A 15,578-nucleotide genomic window follows, 5' to 3' on the forward strand; every position below is an offset into this window, starting at 1 on the left:
CTTTTCACTACCACTGCTTCAACACAGGCTTACCACACACAGCATTCGCCCCCCTGGTGAGTAAAAATCAACCGTCGAGAAGCGTAGCAGCTCCACGCCGCGGTTGAATGTAAAGATTACCGGGCGGCGGCGGCGTGCCTGAAAAATCCGTGTGTTAGAAATTCATTAGTACGACTGATAAATAAAAAATGTGAGATACGCCCGATATTGCCCGCAGGACAGGCAATCCGGGCTCAGGGCTTAAGACTTGTCGGGATCTTCATAACGCCGCTTGGCATCCACGGCTTCCTGCTCGGTAGGATGTTCGCTGATTAGCGAATCGGGCTCAGGATAGTCCGCGCGGAGTTGATACCAGGTCACCGTCTGACCCTGAGGACCTTTCTCTACCGCAACCACGCGCGCTTCTCTCGGATATGGGGGTCTGTTTGGCATAGTTCTTCCTTCTTCCGGTATCAGAACTATCAAGTATAGGCGCCCCTCGCCGCCTTAATGTAAGTAAATTCTTAACTTACCGGAGCTGCCGTCGCGCCGCACAGCATGGTCATAATTTGCTCCACCACCCGATCCGGGGAGGCTGTAGCATCGACAATATGATGGGCAGCATCACGGTATAACGCTTCACGCTGCGCCAGCACCTCGCCCACTTCCTCACGCACCGGTTTCCCGGTGAGCGTCGGCCGTTGTTCGGCTTTCGGGTAGGCTTCCAGACGGTCAATCAGCGCCGACACCGACGCCTGAAGATAAATCACCACGCCGTTCTCCCGCATAAACTGACGGTTACATTCCGCGAGGATGATGCCGCCGCCGGTGGCGATCACCGTATTCGGCAGGGTCACGGCCTTCAGCGACAGGGTCTCCAGCTCGCGAAAGCGCGCCCACCCTTCCGCCTGCACGATCTCCGCCACCGTCCGCTGCTCATGGGCCTGCAGCCGATGATCGGTATCGGAGAACTGAAAATGTCGCGCTCGCGCCAGCGCATGGCCGACGGTGGTTTTACCGCAGCCGCGTGGCCCGATGAGAAAGATTGGCTGTGTCATAACCGAAGACCCCCTGGTTCCGTCTGTCGCAAAAAAAGGAAAACGAAAGAACGTATTATCGCTGTCTGTTCCGCAACGTATTCGTAAATAAAACGTTACACAACTTCTTTACACCCCATCACCGCAGTGAGGCAAAGGGCTCTTGATGTAAACTTATCATTGCATTTGGTGTTTAACCAGCTTTACTTTTCTGCCTGGCGTTATTTTTTATCCACTGCTGGCGTAAACGGTAACACATTTATGCATAGCTTTACGAAGCAACATATTTACAACATCGTGTTTCAGACGCACCCTGATGCCTATTCGACAGTGTGACAGAGGAATGTAACATGCAATCTGAAGAACAACGCCTTATTGATGGACTGTTTTCCCGGCTGAAAGAGGCTGAGGCGCACAGTGCATCGCGCGATGCCAGCGCCGAGGAGCGGATTGCCCAACACGTGAGCGCGCAGCCGGCGGCCCCCTACTATATGGCGCAAACCATCCTTATCCAGGAAGCCGCGATTAAACAGCTCAACGATCGCATCCAGGCGCTGGAGAGCCAGGTCAGCCAGCTGCAGGCGGCGAAGCCCAGCAGCGGCGGTTTCCTCTCCGGCCTGTTTGGCGGCGGCGGCTCGTCACGCGGTTCTGACCCGATCCCGGGCGCGGAGCAATACGGTCGCCCGCAGGCCAGCTCACAGCCGCAGTATGCCCCACAGCAGCAGCAGAGCTATGCCCCGCAGGCTGCCGCACGCGGCGGCGGCTTTATGGCGGGCGCGCTGCAAACGGCCGCAGGCGTAGCGGGCGGGGTGGTGCTGGGCAATATGCTGACCAGTATGTTCAGCGGCTCGCACCCGCAGGAGATTGTGAATATCATCGAAGAGAAGCCGCAGCCTGATGCTGACGCCCCCGCCGCGCAGGACGCCGCCGCGGGTGACGATCCGTTCCGTCAGGGAGACGATCAGTTCCTTGCCGACAACACCTGGAACGACGACTTCGACGCCGGCTTTGGCGATGATGATATTGGCAGCGATGACGACAGTTGGGTTTAACCCTGCTGACGTTTAACCGCCAGCAACCACTTCTCCAGCTCGGCGGCAAACTGTTGCCGATCGCGCTGCGATAAACTATCCGGGCCGCCGGTCTGAACGCCGCTGGCCCGTAATGTCTCCATAAAATCCCGCATCGTCAACCGCTCGCGGATCGTCGCTTCGCTGTAGCGCTCTCCGCGCGGATTGAGCGCCGCCCCGCCCTTCGCCAGCACCTCCGCCGCCAGCGGAATATCGGCGGTGATCACTAAATCCCCCGCCGCGCACTGACGGACGATTTCGTTATCCGCCACGTCAAAACCCTGCTCAACCCGCAGGGTGCGGATGAAACGCGACGGCGGTACGCGCAGCGGCTGGTTCGCCACCAGCGTCAGCGGCGTCTGGGTCCGCTCTGCCGCGCGGAACAATATCTCTTTAATCACGTTCGGACACGCGTCTGCATCCACCCAAATGGCCATGCCAGCTCCTGTTACCTGCAATAAGTGTCGCCAATGTTACCTGCTTTTCTCCCCCATGAAAGCGCCAGGATGATAAGCTAATCAGATCGTAACGAAAAAAGCAGAGGGGAATGGTGATGGATAAGAAAATTGGCTTTATCGGCTGCGGCAATATGGGTAAGGCCATTCTGGGTGGACTGATCGCCAGCGGCCAGGTACAGCCGGGACAAATTTGGGTCTACACCCCGTCGCCGGACAAGGTTGCGGCTCTGCGCGACCAGTACGGCATCAACGCCGCCGATAGCGCCCAGGAAGTGGCGCAAATTGCCGATATCGTCTTCGGCGCGGTGAAGCCGGGGATCATGACCAAAGTGCTGGGCGATATCGCCTCCAGCCTGAATAAAGAGTCGCTGGTGGTCTCCATCGCCGCCGGCGTCACGCTTGACCAGCTGGCGCGCGCGCTCGGCCACGATCGCAAAATTATTCGCGCGATGCCCAATACCCCGTCGCTGGTTAACGCCGGCATGACCTCCGTTACGCCAAACGCGCTGGTGAGCAGCGAAGATGTGGCTGAAGTGTTGACCATTTTCCGCTGCTTTGGCCAGGCGGAGCAAATTGCCGAGCCGATGATCCATCCGGTGGTGGGCGTTAGCGGTTCGGCGCCAGCCTATGTCTTTATGTTTATCGAAGCGATGGCCGATGCCGCCGTTCTCGGCGGGATGCCGCGCGCCCAGGCCTACAAATTCGCCGCGCAGGCGGTGATGGGCTCTGCCAAAATGGTGCTGGAGAGCGGTGAGCATCCGGGAGCGCTGAAAGATATGGTCTGCTCTCCTGGCGGGACCACCATCGAAGCCGTGCGCGTGCTGGAAGAAAAAGGCTTCCGCTCCGCGGTGATCGAAGCCATCAGCCAGTGCATGGAAAAATCAGAGAAGCTGAGCCGCTCCTGAAGCTGAGCTGGCGGGCTGCAAGCCCTGAGAGGTCAAAGAACAAGGGAGCGCGTGCGCTCCCTTTTTTTCAGGCTTTCTTCAGGCAGCTACTCATGAAGGTACTGCGTTCATCGCCCTTCAGTGATTTTGCCGAAGCCGCTTTGTTGCAGTCGCTCATCTTCTGCTGTTGGGGCGTGAGGGGCTTTCCTTGCGAGGTCGTGGTCTCTTTTTTGAGGCACTGACTCATAAAGGTTTTGCGCTCCTCCCCTTTCAGCGTTTTGGCTGACGCTTGCTGATTGCAGTCCGTCATCCTTTGCTGCTGAGGAGTGGGCGTTTTTTCTGCCGCGCCAACCGCGCTGATAAAGATCAAGCCAAACAGTAGGGTCATCAGTAAGGTTATTTTCATCGCACCATCCTTCTGTGAGTGGATCGTTGTAAGTCTGGACGCAGATAGAAAAAAAACCAGCCGGTGACGCGATTTCGCCACCGGCAGCGACTTATTTCAGACTCAGGGCAGCTTTCATAGTTGAGAAGAGGTCGGTCTGATCGGTCAGGCCGACGACGTTAGCCGCATGCGGACCGTAGGCCGCAATGCGCAGCTGGGTGCCGGTGTGCTCCATCGACTCTTCCTCTGAGTTGCCGTAGCTCATGACCATCACTGCGCCATCGTGAGTATTCAGAGCCTGAGTCAGGCCCGGGGCTTTGCTATCCGCCGGGATGATCTGGCTGGCGTGCGCATGGTCGGCGGTGACGATCACCAGGGTATTGCCGTCTTTTTTGGCAAATTCCAGCGCCTTCTGCACCGCCTCGTCGAGATCAACCGTTTCGCCGATCTGGCCGCACGGATTCGCCGCATGATCCTGCTTATCGATGGAGGCACCTTCCACCTGCAGGAAGAAGCCTTTCTCGTGGCGGCTCAGCAGGTCAATCGCTTTCTCCGTCATCTGCGCCAGCGTCGGCACCGAGGCGTCGCGTTTCGGGTTTGGGGTACAGGTTACCGGCGGCTTATCGATATTACCGTGATAAGACGCCTTGGGCCCTTCCCAGCGTACCGGCATATTGCCGTCGGCGAACAGTCCCAGCAGCGGTTTATCCTGGCTGGCTTCCGTCGCGGCGGCAAGAGAGGCCGCGTCGGTCACAATCTGGTAGCCGCGCGCTTCCGCCTGCTCACGCAGGGTTTTGCCCTGCCACTCGCCCGCCGTCGCCGTTTCGGCAAAAGTCTTCGCGCCGCCGCCCAGGGTGACATCCGGCCGGGCGTTCAGCAGCTGTTCGGTAATGGAGCCTTTGCCCCCTTTCTCCAGCGCATTGCTGGGGCATTTTTCGCTGGTGACCGTAGGGCCGTAGCATTTACGCGATGTCACATGCGCCACCAGCGCCGCGGGGGTGGCGTCCTGCAGCTCGGCGGTAGAAACGTTGCCGGTGGCCAGGCCCGCCGCTTTCGCCAGCTCGAGGATGGTCTGATGCGCGTTCTCATGAATATCGACGCCCAGCGCGCCGTTATAGGTCTTCACGCCGGTGGTCCAGGCGGTGGCGGAGGCCGCCGAGTCGGTGACGTAGTCCGGTTTACCGGTTTTTTTATCCAGCGAATAGTGCGTGTACTGCCCGGTTAACGGCAGGGCGTCAATGCCTTTAAAGAAACCGCCCGCCCCTTCCGCATAATTTCGCGCAGCGGTAATTTCAGAATCACCCATCCCATCGCCAATCAGCAAGATAATGTTTTTGGCCGGCTTATTGATTATCGAGGCGCGCAGCGCTTCGGTTTGATCGCCCGTTAAACGACGCGCGCCGCCGGGAGTGGTGATATCTCCCTGGGCAGCGCGATTTTCCAGAACCGGCGCGGTCGTGGTTTCCGCATGAATAACCGGCGAGCCCAGCAGAGGCAGCAGGGCAATAAACAGGGCGCTTAATTTCACTTTTGTCATCTCCATGTAAAAAATACTTAAAAAAACAAAACGTGGGAGACTTTATAAAAGGGAGATGACAGAAAAATGACGGCATCCTTGTCGCGTCGCAAAGATTAGCTACGAGGATGCCGCAACAGCTTCTTTAGATATTGCTGCAGCAGGATGGCATCCTGGTCGTTGACCGGCGGACAAGGCGTCACCTGGTCTATCGCCTGCTCAATATCCTGAATCAATGCCTGCTGGGCATCATGCTCCATATGGCGCAATAATGCGGTGACCACGATCTCCAGCGCTTCAACCTGCACCGTCAGTTCCTTTGCTTCTTCTTCTTTTTGCGCCAGTTTAACCAGTAACTCAGCAATGAGATTCTTCATAGCACCAGTTCCTTATGCGAGGCCTGTTTTTCGATTGAGATGTCATACCTGATGACGGACCCCAGAATTACTTAAAATAAGAATCGTCGCAACACCCAATATACAGCGAAACGTTTTACCACAACAAAATACCACTATAAATAGTATTGTTTAATCACAACCGGGTCTGTTTATAACTAAATGACGTCGGAAATAATAAAATGGAATAGCGCTCACGCAATGGCGATAACAAAAAGTAATGGTAAATCGACCGACGTTGAATAACGCTGACGGTATTGCGTTAAATACCGTCAGCAGAGGTTCAGGCATTCGCCCGGCGGGTACGGCGCAGCATCCATGCCAGTTGCCAGAGGTTAATGAAAACGATAATGGCGGTAGCAATAAACACCCAGCGGAAGCCGGCCATCGCTGATACGGAAGCGCCAATTAGCGGCCCGGCGACGTTGCCAAGATACATAAACGACTGGTTATAGCCAAAGATGCGCCCGGTGACGCTGTCGCTGCTGTATTTCAGCAGCAGGGTCTGCACCGCCGGAAGCATCGCGCCATCGGCAAAGCCGAGCAGAAAACGCAGCGTACCTAATTGCAGCGGGGTGGTGACAAAGGACATGGCGAAGAACATCACCACCGCGCAGCAGAGCGTCGCCAGCAGGATCCGTGAGGTGCCGATGCGGTCGCCAAGCTTACCCAGCCGTGGCGCAGAGATCAGCGCCGACACCCCGGGCACCGCGGCGATCATCCCGGCCAGAAAAGCGATATTGTTGCTGTCCGGCGCCATCGACTTGATAAACAGCGCCAGAATCGGGCCGATTGAGCCGTTGCACAACTGGATCACCAGGGTGGTGAAAAAGAGGCTGATCACCAGCCCCGGATAGGGCAAGGAGGCAAAGACCTGTTTCCCGGTGAGACGATCGCTTTTGCTGACCTGCGGGCGAACGCCCTCTTTAATCAGAAACAGGGTCACCAGAAAACTGATGGTCAGCAGGATCGCCGTAATAAAAAAGACCATTCGCAGCCCGACGTGGTCCGCCAGGAAGCCGCCCAGCAGCGGGCCGCCGATCACGCCGCTGATTTGCGCCGTCGACAGGGTGCTCAGCGCCCAGCCGCTGCGCTCGCGCGGCACCTGGGAGGCCACCAGCGCCATGGCGTTAGGGATATAACCGGAGGTTAAGCCCATGATCGCCCGCAGGATAAACAGCTGCCAGACATTAGTGGCGAAGGCCTGCAGTAAAATGGCGATCGCCATTCCCAGCGAGGCGCGCAGCAGCATCAGCTTGCGGCCTTTGCGGTCCGCCAGGCTCCCCCACATCGGCGAGACGATCGCCGAGACCAGGAAGGTGACGCTGAAGGTCAGCCCCGACCACATCGACAGCGCTTCATGCGAGGTGACGCCCAGCTGGGAGACGTAGAGCGGTAAAAAGGGGAGAATTTGACTGATCGCCAGGCCGGTAAAAAAGCAACCAAACCAGACGGAGATAAGATTAACCTTCCAGGATTCCATAACTACGCGTATTCATTAATGATTTGCCAATTATTACCTAGCTTAGCAATTTCATTGCACTGGTGTACTACCATAGATGCGCTGGCGGTGAGTTTGGTGTTTTATGACTGCGCATGAGAGGCTGACGAAGCATTTTCTGGTCATTCAGGCTGCTCACAGGGCTTTATGCTCAAAAGCAGAAGCCCTGCCCGCGCATCCCAAAGTGAAAATGGTTGGCGTGCGCCGCGTTGTACTCCGGCCCCAGGGCGTTGCCGAAGTAAGGGCAGCTGTTGCTTAACAGCGCCGCCAGCCAGGGGTGAGAGCGATCGCTGCGCCAGCCCTGCAGGACGCTGATGCGTCTGCCGTCCGTCAGGCGGAAGCCGCTAACATCAAGGGCATCCGCCGTCGCGTGTTCACTACGCCGCGCCTGTTCCCGATGGTAGATATTGCGGCAGGCGAAGCTGCCGAGATGATCGATCTGGCGCAGATCGCTGGCCATCAGCTGACGGGTTAGCGGCTTCGCCTGCTGCTCGACGTACAGCGCGCTGCTGAGCGCCAGCGGGCAGCTGGCGAGGAAACTACTGCTCAACTGCACCGAGCCAAAATTAGCCACCCGCACCACATTACGCAGCGGGCAGGCGCCCTCGCTGTCGGCCACCGGCTGGCTGGCGATGAGCCGCCGGCGGTTGGCCTCCGCCAGCAGGGAGGCGCACTGGTCGGCCGTCAGGCTGCGCAGCTTGAACGACGTCAGCCAGCCCGGGGGATCGTCAAGGGCCAGCGGCGCCAGCGGATTCAGGTGTGGCGGCAGATAGCGATATCCCACAAGGCCCGCGCCGAGCAGCCCGGCCAGCACCAGCAGCGTCTTTCCTCTCACGCCCGCTCCCGTCAATTGATCAGGTAAATATTATGGCAGGCAGGCGGCGGTTTCACATGGTATGTTATGCCCTTTGATGTAATCTGGATGGAAGTTGAAATGGCAAAGATGAGGGTTGGGATCGTTTTTGGCGGTAAGTCGGCAGAGCATGAAGTGTCGCTGCAGTCAGCGAAGAATATCGTGGAAGCGATTGATAAATCACGCTTCGATGTGGTTCTGTTGGGGATTGATAAACAGGGGCTATGGCACATCAACGACGCCGGCAACTACCTGCTCAACGCTCAGGATCCTGCCCGCATCGCCCTGCGCCCTTCAACGGTGACCCTGGCGCAGATCCCGGGCCGCGAGGCGCAGCAACTGATTAACGCCGAAAGCGGTCAGCCGCTGGCGGCCATCGATGTAATTTTCCCCATCGTCCACGGCACGCTGGGCGAAGACGGTTCCCTGCAGGGGATGCTGCGCATGGCCAATCTGCCTTTCGTCGGATCCGATGTGCTGGGCTCTGCGGCCTGTATGGACAAAGATGTGACCAAACGCCTGCTGCGCGACGCCGGTCTCGCCGTTGCGCCGTTTATCACCCTGACCCGCGCCAACCGCGCGCAGTTCAGCTTTGCCGATGTCGAAGCGAAGCTGGGCCTGCCGCTGTTCGTTAAGCCGGCCAACCAGGGATCGTCGGTTGGCGTCAGCAAAGTTAAAAACGAAGAGCAGTACCATCAGGCGGTGGCCCTGGCCTTTGAATTTGACCATAAAGTGGTGGTGGAGCAAGGTATTAAAGGGCGGGAAATTGAGTGTGCGGTGCTGGGTAACGACCATCCGCAGGCCAGCACCTGCGGTGAAATTGTCCTCAACAGCGAGTTTTACGCTTACGACACCAAGTATATCGACGACCAGGGCGCGAAGGTGGTGGTCCCGGCCGCTATCGCCCCGGAGATCAACGACAAGATCCGCGCTATCGCGGTGCAGGCTTACCAGACCCTGGGCTGCAGCGGCATGGCCCGCGTCGACGTCTTCCTCACCGCCGACAACGAGGTGGTGATCAACGAGATCAACACCCTGCCGGGCTTCACCAATATCAGTATGTATCCGAAGCTGTGGCAGGCCAGCGGCCTCGATTACACCAGTCTGATCACCCGCCTGATTGAGCTGGCGCTGGAGCGCCATGCCGCGGACCGGGCGCTGAAAACCTCCATGAACTAAAACGCGTTTTACCCCGCCTGGCAGCGGCGGCCTCAGGCCTCTTCTGCCGGGCGGCGGCGGATCACAAAGCCCGCAATCCAGAAGCTTATCACCCAGGTGACCAGACCGACGGCGTAGGATTGCCAGCCCTGAGTCTCAAACCCCAGCAGCCCCACCACGCCATTAAGAATAAAAATTAACCCCAGCGCCACCGCGTAGTAGTGCCAGTCGCGGCGAATTTTATCAGTGAGCTTCATGCGGCCTCCAACAGCAAAAAACGCATCTTCGCATAGCCGCCCACGGCGGTCTGTAGCGATATGGAGAATGTTGCTGGATTGCGACGCCGGTCTCCCTTTTCCCTTCCTGTGGCGCGGTTAACACAACGGCGAAAACAGGATTATTCCTGGAGGGCAATTACCAGCAATCTGATACTGGCGACGGCGTCGCACTGCCAGAATACCTGCCATAGAGCTGGAGAAAAAACCAGCAGTACAGAGGTGGGAGGGCCTATGGCTGAATTCAGTTTTTCAAAATCGCTTTTGGGAAATAAAAAAAGAGGGGCGCTGACCGGCAGCCATGTCGCCTACGGGCTGTTCGTGCTGATCTGCTGCTGGGCCGGCGCGCAGATGCTCAGCATGCTGATCCACGCCCCGGGGGTGTTTGAGCGCCTGATGCAGGCCCAGGACGCCAGCCGTCCGCAGGTCGACATCAGTCTCGCCGTTGGCACCCTCTTTGGCCTGATCCCTTTCCTGGCCGGCTGCGCGTTCATCGGGCTGCTGGCGATCATTGTACGCTGGCGTCGGCGCCGTTAACGCCGCGCCATACAGCTTGCCCGCCGCTCATCGACCCGTTTCGCAAACCACGCCGTCGTCAGATTACGGGTGATTTTCGGACTCTCAAGCTGGATTCCCGGTAACATCTCCCGCGGCAGGGTTTTGCCCGCTTTTTTATCAGCGAGACGGAAAACCTGTTGATAGAGGTCGGTCTTCTCAAACGCCAGGCTGTCGCCCTTTTTCAGCTGGCTGTGGATCTCGCTGTCGCTCATCCCCAGCTGGCCCGCCAGGCGACGTACCGCCAGCTCGGTGCTGCCCGGCTCATCGCTGTCATAGCGGATAAGGTCGCCGTCGAGCGCCAGTTTCACCCCGCTGGCTTTCACCACCGCGTTCTGGAAGGCGGCGTTACGGCTGGCATACCAGCCGGCGTTAAAGTCGGCAAAACGGTACAACGGCACGCTGTAGCTGGCCGGGTAGTTCAGCAGATGATAGGTACCAAACCAGAGGCCGCCGCGCAGGCTGAAGACCTCCTGGCGCACCGTACCGTTCATTTTCCACGGGTAGCCGGAGGTATGCTGCTCAGCAAAGGCGATGCTGACCTGCATTGGGCCGCCGGTGTGCACCGGGTTCAGGGAGCCGAACAGCTTCTGCCCCATCGGCACCATCCCGATAAAGTCATCAAAAATAGCGCTCAGCTGCTTTTCCGTCTTCACGTTGTCCAGACGGTCGCTGTAGCTTTTGCCGTTTGGCGAGGTGATCTTCAGCGCGGTATGGACCAGAAACAGCGGAATGTGCATTTTTTCCGCCCGGCGGTCGATCTCCTGCCAGGCGATTTTATTCAGCCCCGGCACCACCGGATCGGACTGATAATTGGACTCCTGCTGCGCGACCGCCAGCACCGAGCAGACGTTCTCTTCCGTCGGCGCCAGCTTCTGGCTGTCAAAGGCGGTGGCGATGGCTTGCGCCCAGGCCTCCCGATCCTTGACGCTGGCGGGCATTTTCTGCCGCACCACCGACGCCACGTCAACGGGCTTCTCACCCTCTTTCAGCACCGGCGCCTGCTGGCTGGTACAGGCGCTGAGCACCACGGCCGCCAGCAGCGTCAATGAATCGGGTATAATGCGCGATAAACGTGCGGCCATCCTGCTTCCTTGTCTTGATTAACGTAATGTCGGGATCGCTTCCTGCAGCGGCTTGCCGTCCAGTTCGCGCTCAAAGCTGCGCAGACGTTTGTAGATGGACATCAGTTCCACCAGCGTCGTCCACGAGCTGATCAGGTACTGGAACGAACCGCGCACCTGGCCGAAAACGTTGGTAATTTGCGTCATCAGCCCAAGGGTAATCGTACCGGCAACGATCGACGGAAACAGCAGGAAAAGGCCGAAAACGTTATCCACCTGCAGATAGAGAATGCGGGCGATATTGAAGTACATATAGTGAAAATAGAGACGGAAATAGTTGCGACGCACCGCGCTGAACAGCTCGCGCACCGTCGGCGGCGTGGCGCGGGTTTCATCGTCCTCGCCGTAGACCAGCTCTTTACGATAGGCCGCTTCCACGCGCTGGTTTTTAAACTCCAGACCCGGCAGCTTAATCCCCACCACCGCCAGCAGGCCGGTCCCCATCAGCGACCAGACGATCGCTGCAATCACCAGGCCATACGGCAAGTGACCGACGATGGGCAGGTCGGGAACGTGTTCGGAGAGCGTCACCAGCACCGGCAGGAAGGCGATCAGGGTCATCACCGCGTTGATAAAGCTCACGCCCATATCTTCCAGGGTGGAGGCAAAACGCATGGTATCTTCCTGCACACGCTGCGCGGCGCCTTCGATATGGCGCAGATGCTGCCAGTGGGCCATGTAGTGTTCGTTCATCGCCGTGCGCCAGCGGAAGACGTAGTGGCTGACGAAAAAGTTGTTCATCACGCCGATGATCACCGCGATGAGCGCGATGCCGAGAAAGATGCCGATCTCATGATAAAACTGGTTGATACTGACCTTATGCGGGGTGGCCAGCGCGCTCTGGATCAGATCATAGAACGGCGCATACCAGGCGTTGATCGCCACCCCCACTTCCACCAGAAACCAGGTGACGAAGATGATGAGCGACGTGCCGAGAATCGACCAGTACTGCCAGCGATGCGGGCAGTAGACAAACCAGAACAGCGCAAACACGCCGACGCAAAACAGATAGTAAGCGTAGAACACCAGATAGTTGAGCGACCAGAAGCGCGCCGCGCTGATCGCCACATCCTTCGATGCCCCGGTGACCCGCAGCAGCCAGTCGCCGCCGCCCGCCTGCCAAAAGATCACCGCCAGCAGCGACCAGATAAAGGCAGAAATAAAAAACGGCCCCGGTTTGGGGAAAAAAGATTTAAACATCATTGTCTCCTGCTAACTTCTTATCGTTCTGCTATTGCTGTATACGACGCATACGTCGGCCGCCGCGTGAAAGCGCTCTCGCGGGGAAGACGGATGATAAGACCGGATATCAACAGCTTAGTTCTGCTGCCAGGCGTGCAGAATTGTTTCTGTGGGTTTCACCTGTAAAGGATTGCCAGGAACGGTCAGCGTACGCCACACCTCATTGTAGTGGGCGATCAGCGTCGCGGCCTGCGCGGCGGGGCGGTTGGCGGTGGTGTGGGCATCTTCCGCGATAACAATGCCGTACCCGCGGCTGGCGCCGTTTTTAATGGTGGTGTCGAGGCAGTAGTCGGTGGCGCAACCGCAGATGACGAACTGCTGAATGTCGTGTTCCCGCAGCACCTGCTCCAGCGAGGTGTGGTAGAAGGCGTCGCAGGCGGTTTTGGTGACATACAGCGCGCCGGCCGGCTGTTCCAGCTCAGGGAGCAGGGCGAAGCCTTCGCTGCCGGCTTCGAGGCCGCCGGCCTCATCATGCTGAATAAAAATCACTTTATCCGCCGCGCGCACCAGACGATTAATTTGCGCGACGCAGCGCTCGCGCGCCAGACGCGGCGTGGCGAACACGCCGTTTTGCATATCCACGACCATCACTACCCGTTGAGCCGCCATTGTTTTCTCCCGCAAACCTTCAGCCAAACGGTCATCATACGCGCCGGCGAAAAAAGCCGGTATCCGAAAGCGTAAAAAAGTCTTTTTTACGCACCGTTACCTTTTTCCTGCAGGAATGTCGTGAATCCCGCTTTGTTCTGCGCCACTTCGTAGTATAAATACCCTCTTCTTTTTTATTTAATGGATGATCTCCGTTGAAACGTAGTTTGCTCATTTTTGCTGCGCTGTGCGCGGCGTCGTGGACCTCGGCGCAGGCCGCACAGCCTACCGTTGACCCGGTTTTCGCCTCGGATGTGGTCGATCGTTACGCCAATCATATCTACTACGGCAGCGGCGCCACCGGCATGGCGCTGGTGGTGATCGATGGCAATCAGCGTGTGTTTCGCAGCTTTGGCGAAACCCGCCCGGGGAATAATCAACACCCGCAGCTCGACTCGGTGATCCGTATCGCCTCCCTCAGCAAACTGATGACCAGCGAGATGCTGGTGAAGCTGCTCGACCAGGGGGTGGTGAAACTCAACGATCCGCTGAGCAAATACGCTCCGCCGGGCGCCCGAGTGCCTGACTGGCAGGGAAAACCAATCACTCTGGTGAATCTCGCGACCCATACCAGCGCCCTGCCGCGCGAGCAGCCTGGCGGCGCCGCTCATCGTCCGGTGTTTGTCTGGCCAACCCGCCAGCAGCGCTGGAACTGGCTCTCAACCGCCACCCTGAAGACCGCGCCGGGCTCACAGGCAGCCTACTCCAATCTGGCCTTCGATTTACTGGCGGACGCGCTCTCCACCGCCGCCGGCAAACCTTATCCGCAGCTGTTTGAAGAGCAGATCACCCGGCCGCTGGGGATGAAGGACACTACTTTTACCCCATCGCCGGATCAGTGCCAGCGGCTGATGATCCCGGAGAAAGGCGCCAGCCCGTGTAACAACACTCTGGCGGCGATCGGCAGCGGCGGCGTCTACTCGACGCCGGGGGATATGATGCGCTGGATGCAGCAGTTCCTGTCATCCGATTTCTATACCCGCAGCCAGCAGGCCGACCGGATGCAGACGCTGATTTATCAGCGTAACCAGCTGACTCGGGTGATCGGTATGGACGTGCCTGGCCGCGCCGACGCGCTGGGGCTTGGCTGGGTGTATATGAAGCCGAAGAATGGCCATCCGGGGATTATTCAGAAAACCGGCGGCGGCGGCGGGTTTATCACCTATATGGCGATGAATCCGCAGGCTAACGTCGGCGCTTTTGTGGTGGTGACCCGCTCGCCGTTAACCCGTTTCAACAATATGAGCGATGGCATCAACGATCTGGTCAGCGAGCTGAGCGGCATGCAGCCCAACATGCAGACGGCCAGTCAGTAAGCCCGGGGGAGGTTTCGCCGATGCGACATAACGATCGTTTTGGCGAAACATCCTGATGCCATTTCAGTTACACTACCCTCTTTCATTTCACAAAATCAGGCAAACCATGACAGATTTAATCACTCGCCCCCGCCGCCTGCGTCAATCCGCTGCGCTGCGCGCCCTGTTTGAAGAGACAACACTGAGTTTGAACGACCTGGTGTTGCCGATCTTTGTTGAAGAAGAAATTGATGATTACAAAGCGATCGAGGCGATGCCCGGGGTGATGCGCATTCCGGAAAAATATCTGGCGCGCGAGATCGAACGCATCGCCAATGCCGGCATTCGCTCGGTGATGACCTTTGGTATTTCTCATCACACCGATGCCACCGGCAGCGATACCTGGAATGAAAATGGTCTGGTGGCGCGTATGTCGCGGATCTGTAAGTCCACGGTGCCGGAGATGATCGTCATGTCCGATACCTGCTTCTGCGAATACACCTCCCACGGCCACTGTGGCGTGCTGTGCGACCACGGGGTGGATAACGACGCGACCCTGGAAAACCTCGGCAAACAGGCCGTTGTCGCTGCCGCCGCCGGCGCGGATTTCATCGCCCCTTCCGCCGCGATGGATGGTCAGGTGCAGGCGATTCGCCGCTCGCTGGACGCAGCAGGCTTCACCAATACGGCGATCATGTCCTATTCGACCAAGTTCGCCTCTTCCTTCTACGGCCCGTTCCGCGAAGCGGCCGGTACCGCGCTGAAGGGCGATCGTAAAACCTATCAGATGAGCCCGATGAACCGCCGGGAAGCTATTCGCGAGTCGCTGCTCGATGAAGCCCAGGGCGCCGACTGCCTGATGGTGAAACCGGCGGGCGCCTACCTGGATATTCTGCGCGATATCCGCGAACGCAGCGATCTGCCGCTCGGCGCGTACCAGGTCAGCGGGGAGTACGCGATGATCAAATTCGCCGCCCAGGCGGGCGCTATCGATGAAGAGAAAGTGGTTCTGGAAAGCCTCGGCGCTATCAAACGCGCGGGCGCCGATCTGATCTTCAGCTATTTCGCCCTCGACCTGGCCGAGAAAAACATCCTCCGTTAAGCCTCCCTCTCCCCGGTGGCGCTGACGCTTACCGGGGCTACCAAACCTCATCTCCGGTGCGCTGTATTTATCGCGACCACCACACCGTAGCCCGGATAAGG

At 58.3% G+C, this 15,578-nt stretch carries 18 protein-coding genes; 6 read left to right on the forward strand and 12 right to left on the reverse strand.

Annotation, left to right across the window (positions count from 1 at the left end; all coding sequences use genetic code 11):
• Window positions 1-240: 240 nt before the first annotated feature.
• Together ABLV76_RS18415 and aroL are read right to left on the reverse strand one after the other, a co-directional pair.
• Window positions 241-432, reverse strand: a complete 192-nt coding sequence (locus ABLV76_RS18415; protein WP_002890278.1) for a YaiA family protein — start codon at window positions 430-432, stop codon at window positions 241-243.
• Between the two features lie 71 nt (window positions 433-503).
• The gene (gene aroL / locus ABLV76_RS18420; protein ID WP_023319827.1) at window positions 504-1,037 is read right to left on the reverse strand and encodes a shikimate kinase AroL; all 534 of its coding nucleotides are present in this window, start codon (window positions 1,035-1,037) and stop codon (window positions 504-506) included.
• 329 nt (window positions 1,038-1,366) lie between these two features.
• Here aroL and ABLV76_RS18425 point away from each other — a divergent pair, with 329 nt between their 5' ends.
• Window positions 1,367-2,068 (forward strand): DUF2076 domain-containing protein, encoded by a 702-nt coding sequence (locus tag ABLV76_RS18425; RefSeq protein ID WP_048294238.1) that lies wholly within the window; start codon window positions 1,367-1,369, stop codon window positions 2,066-2,068.
• Here the strand turns inward: ABLV76_RS18425 and ABLV76_RS18430 are convergent.
• The gene (locus ABLV76_RS18430; protein ID WP_004204870.1) at window positions 2,065-2,523 is read right to left on the reverse strand and encodes a YaiI/YqxD family protein; all 459 of its coding nucleotides are present in this window, start codon (window positions 2,521-2,523) and stop codon (window positions 2,065-2,067) included. The two genes, ABLV76_RS18425 and ABLV76_RS18430, sit on opposite strands and share 4 nt — an antisense overlap.
• A gap of 116 nt (window positions 2,524-2,639) precedes the next feature.
• Between ABLV76_RS18430 and proC the strand changes: the two genes are divergently transcribed.
• Window positions 2,640-3,449: a pyrroline-5-carboxylate reductase gene (gene proC, locus ABLV76_RS18435; RefSeq protein ID WP_004204871.1), complete on the forward strand. Its 810-nt coding sequence runs from the start codon at window positions 2,640-2,642 to the stop codon at window positions 3,447-3,449.
• Between the two features lie 67 nt (window positions 3,450-3,516).
• Here the strand turns inward: proC and ABLV76_RS18440 are convergent, their stop codons facing one another.
• The 5 genes from ABLV76_RS18440 to ABLV76_RS18460 all read right to left on the reverse strand — a co-directional run bounded on the left by ABLV76_RS18440 (window position 3,517) and on the right by ABLV76_RS18460 (window position 8,060).
• Window positions 3,517-3,834: a PsiF family protein gene (locus ABLV76_RS18440; protein ID WP_004204873.1), complete on the reverse strand. Its 318-nt coding sequence runs from the start codon at window positions 3,832-3,834 to the stop codon at window positions 3,517-3,519.
• 91 nt (window positions 3,835-3,925) lie between these two features.
• Window positions 3,926-5,356, reverse strand: coding sequence for an alkaline phosphatase (gene phoA / locus ABLV76_RS18445; RefSeq protein ID WP_025999123.1), 1,431 nt, complete (start codon window positions 5,354-5,356; stop codon window positions 3,926-3,928).
• Window positions 5,357-5,445: 89 nt separating this feature from the next.
• Window positions 5,446-5,706: an anti-adapter protein IraP gene (iraP, locus tag ABLV76_RS18450; protein WP_004204875.1), complete on the reverse strand. Its 261-nt coding sequence runs from the start codon at window positions 5,704-5,706 to the stop codon at window positions 5,446-5,448.
• A gap of 301 nt (window positions 5,707-6,007) precedes the next feature.
• The gene (locus ABLV76_RS18455; RefSeq protein ID WP_004204877.1) at window positions 6,008-7,207 is read right to left on the reverse strand and encodes a multidrug efflux MFS transporter; all 1,200 of its coding nucleotides are present in this window, start codon (window positions 7,205-7,207) and stop codon (window positions 6,008-6,010) included.
• A gap of 169 nt (window positions 7,208-7,376) precedes the next feature.
• Window positions 7,377-8,060 (reverse strand): extensin family protein, encoded by a 684-nt coding sequence (locus ABLV76_RS18460; protein ID WP_017898943.1) that lies wholly within the window; start codon window positions 8,058-8,060, stop codon window positions 7,377-7,379.
• 99 nt (window positions 8,061-8,159) lie between these two features.
• Here ABLV76_RS18460 and ddlA point away from each other — a divergent pair, with 99 nt between their 5' ends.
• Window positions 8,160-9,257 carry a D-alanine--D-alanine ligase gene (ddlA, locus tag ABLV76_RS18465; RefSeq protein ID WP_004204880.1) on the forward strand — a complete coding sequence of 366 codons (1,098 nt, stop codon included), beginning with the start codon at window positions 8,160-8,162 and terminating at the stop codon, window positions 9,255-9,257.
• A 32-nt stretch (window positions 9,258-9,289) separates the two neighbouring features.
• Here the strand turns inward: ddlA and ABLV76_RS18470 are convergent, their stop codons facing one another.
• Window positions 9,290-9,493: a DUF2754 family protein gene (locus tag ABLV76_RS18470; RefSeq protein ID WP_004204881.1), complete on the reverse strand. Its 204-nt coding sequence runs from the start codon at window positions 9,491-9,493 to the stop codon at window positions 9,290-9,292.
• Between the two features lie 252 nt (window positions 9,494-9,745).
• Between ABLV76_RS18470 and ABLV76_RS18475 the strand changes: the two genes are divergently transcribed.
• Window positions 9,746-10,048 carry a YaiY family protein gene (locus ABLV76_RS18475; protein ID WP_048323132.1) on the forward strand — a complete coding sequence of 101 codons (303 nt, stop codon included), beginning with the start codon at window positions 9,746-9,748 and terminating at the stop codon, window positions 10,046-10,048.
• On the opposite strand, the gene ABLV76_RS18480 is transcribed toward ABLV76_RS18475, so the two are convergent.
• From ABLV76_RS18480 to ABLV76_RS18490, 3 genes are all read right to left on the reverse strand, one after another.
• Window positions 10,045-11,151 (reverse strand): DUF1615 domain-containing protein, encoded by a 1,107-nt coding sequence (locus ABLV76_RS18480; protein ID WP_348878409.1) that lies wholly within the window; start codon window positions 11,149-11,151, stop codon window positions 10,045-10,047. The genes ABLV76_RS18475 and ABLV76_RS18480 overlap by 4 nt on opposite strands.
• An 18-nt stretch (window positions 11,152-11,169) precedes the next feature.
• Window positions 11,170-12,390 carry a peptide antibiotic transporter SbmA gene (gene sbmA, locus ABLV76_RS18485; protein WP_004204884.1) on the reverse strand — a complete coding sequence of 407 codons (1,221 nt, stop codon included), beginning with the start codon at window positions 12,388-12,390 and terminating at the stop codon, window positions 11,170-11,172.
• Between the two features lie 117 nt (window positions 12,391-12,507).
• Window positions 12,508-13,020: an isochorismatase family protein gene (locus tag ABLV76_RS18490; protein ID WP_072096510.1), complete on the reverse strand. Its 513-nt coding sequence runs from the start codon at window positions 13,018-13,020 to the stop codon at window positions 12,508-12,510.
• A gap of 215 nt (window positions 13,021-13,235) precedes the next feature.
• Between ABLV76_RS18490 and ampH the strand changes: the two genes are divergently transcribed.
• The gene (ampH, locus tag ABLV76_RS18495; RefSeq protein WP_004204886.1) at window positions 13,236-14,396 is read left to right on the forward strand and encodes a D-alanyl-D-alanine-carboxypeptidase/endopeptidase AmpH; all 1,161 of its coding nucleotides are present in this window, start codon (window positions 13,236-13,238) and stop codon (window positions 14,394-14,396) included.
• Between the two features lie 106 nt (window positions 14,397-14,502).
• Complete coding sequence (gene hemB, locus ABLV76_RS18500; protein WP_004204887.1) at window positions 14,503-15,477, forward strand: porphobilinogen synthase; 975 nt, start codon at window positions 14,503-14,505, stop codon at window positions 15,475-15,477.
• Window positions 15,478-15,578 lie beyond the last annotated feature (101 nt).

It is taken from the genome of Klebsiella sp. GB_Kp047 (genome assembly GCF_040065235.1).
Classification (GTDB): domain Bacteria; phylum Pseudomonadota; class Gammaproteobacteria; order Enterobacterales; family Enterobacteriaceae; genus Klebsiella; species Klebsiella quasipneumoniae.

Excerpts from the sequence above, each read along its gene's own strand:
- ABLV76_RS18415 (WP_002890278.1), bottom strand. The coding sequence starts at position 432 with ATGCCAAACAGACCCCCATATCCGAGAGAAGCGCGCGTGGTTGCGGTA.
- aroL (WP_023319827.1), bottom strand. The coding sequence starts at position 1,037 with ATGACACAGCCAATCTTTCTCATCGGGCCACGCGGCTGCGGTAAAACC.
- ABLV76_RS18425 (WP_048294238.1), top strand. The coding sequence starts at position 1,367 with ATGCAATCTGAAGAACAACGCCTTATTGATGGACTGTTTTCCCGGCTG.
- ABLV76_RS18430 (WP_004204870.1), bottom strand. The coding sequence starts at position 2,523 with ATGGCCATTTGGGTGGATGCAGACGCGTGTCCGAACGTGATTAAAGAG.
- proC (WP_004204871.1), top strand. The coding sequence starts at position 2,640 with ATGGATAAGAAAATTGGCTTTATCGGCTGCGGCAATATGGGTAAGGCC.
- ABLV76_RS18440 (WP_004204873.1), bottom strand. The coding sequence starts at position 3,834 with ATGAAAATAACCTTACTGATGACCCTACTGTTTGGCTTGATCTTTATC.
- phoA (WP_025999123.1), bottom strand. The coding sequence starts at position 5,356 with ATGGAGATGACAAAAGTGAAATTAAGCGCCCTGTTTATTGCCCTGCTG.
- iraP (WP_004204875.1), bottom strand. The coding sequence starts at position 5,706 with ATGAAGAATCTCATTGCTGAGTTACTGGTTAAACTGGCGCAAAAAGAA.
- ABLV76_RS18455 (WP_004204877.1), bottom strand. The coding sequence starts at position 7,207 with ATGGAATCCTGGAAGGTTAATCTTATCTCCGTCTGGTTTGGTTGCTTT.
- ddlA (WP_004204880.1), top strand. The coding sequence starts at position 8,160 with ATGGCAAAGATGAGGGTTGGGATCGTTTTTGGCGGTAAGTCGGCAGAG.
- ABLV76_RS18470 (WP_004204881.1), bottom strand. The coding sequence starts at position 9,493 with ATGAAGCTCACTGATAAAATTCGCCGCGACTGGCACTACTACGCGGTG.
- ABLV76_RS18475 (WP_048323132.1), top strand. The coding sequence starts at position 9,746 with ATGGCTGAATTCAGTTTTTCAAAATCGCTTTTGGGAAATAAAAAAAGA.
- ABLV76_RS18480 (WP_348878409.1), bottom strand. The coding sequence starts at position 11,151 with ATGGCCGCACGTTTATCGCGCATTATACCCGATTCATTGACGCTGCTG.
- sbmA (WP_004204884.1), bottom strand. The coding sequence starts at position 12,390 with ATGTTTAAATCTTTTTTCCCCAAACCGGGGCCGTTTTTTATTTCTGCC.
- ABLV76_RS18490 (WP_072096510.1), bottom strand. The coding sequence starts at position 13,020 with ATGGTCGTGGATATGCAAAACGGCGTGTTCGCCACGCCGCGTCTGGCG.
- hemB (WP_004204887.1), top strand. The coding sequence starts at position 14,503 with ATGACAGATTTAATCACTCGCCCCCGCCGCCTGCGTCAATCCGCTGCG.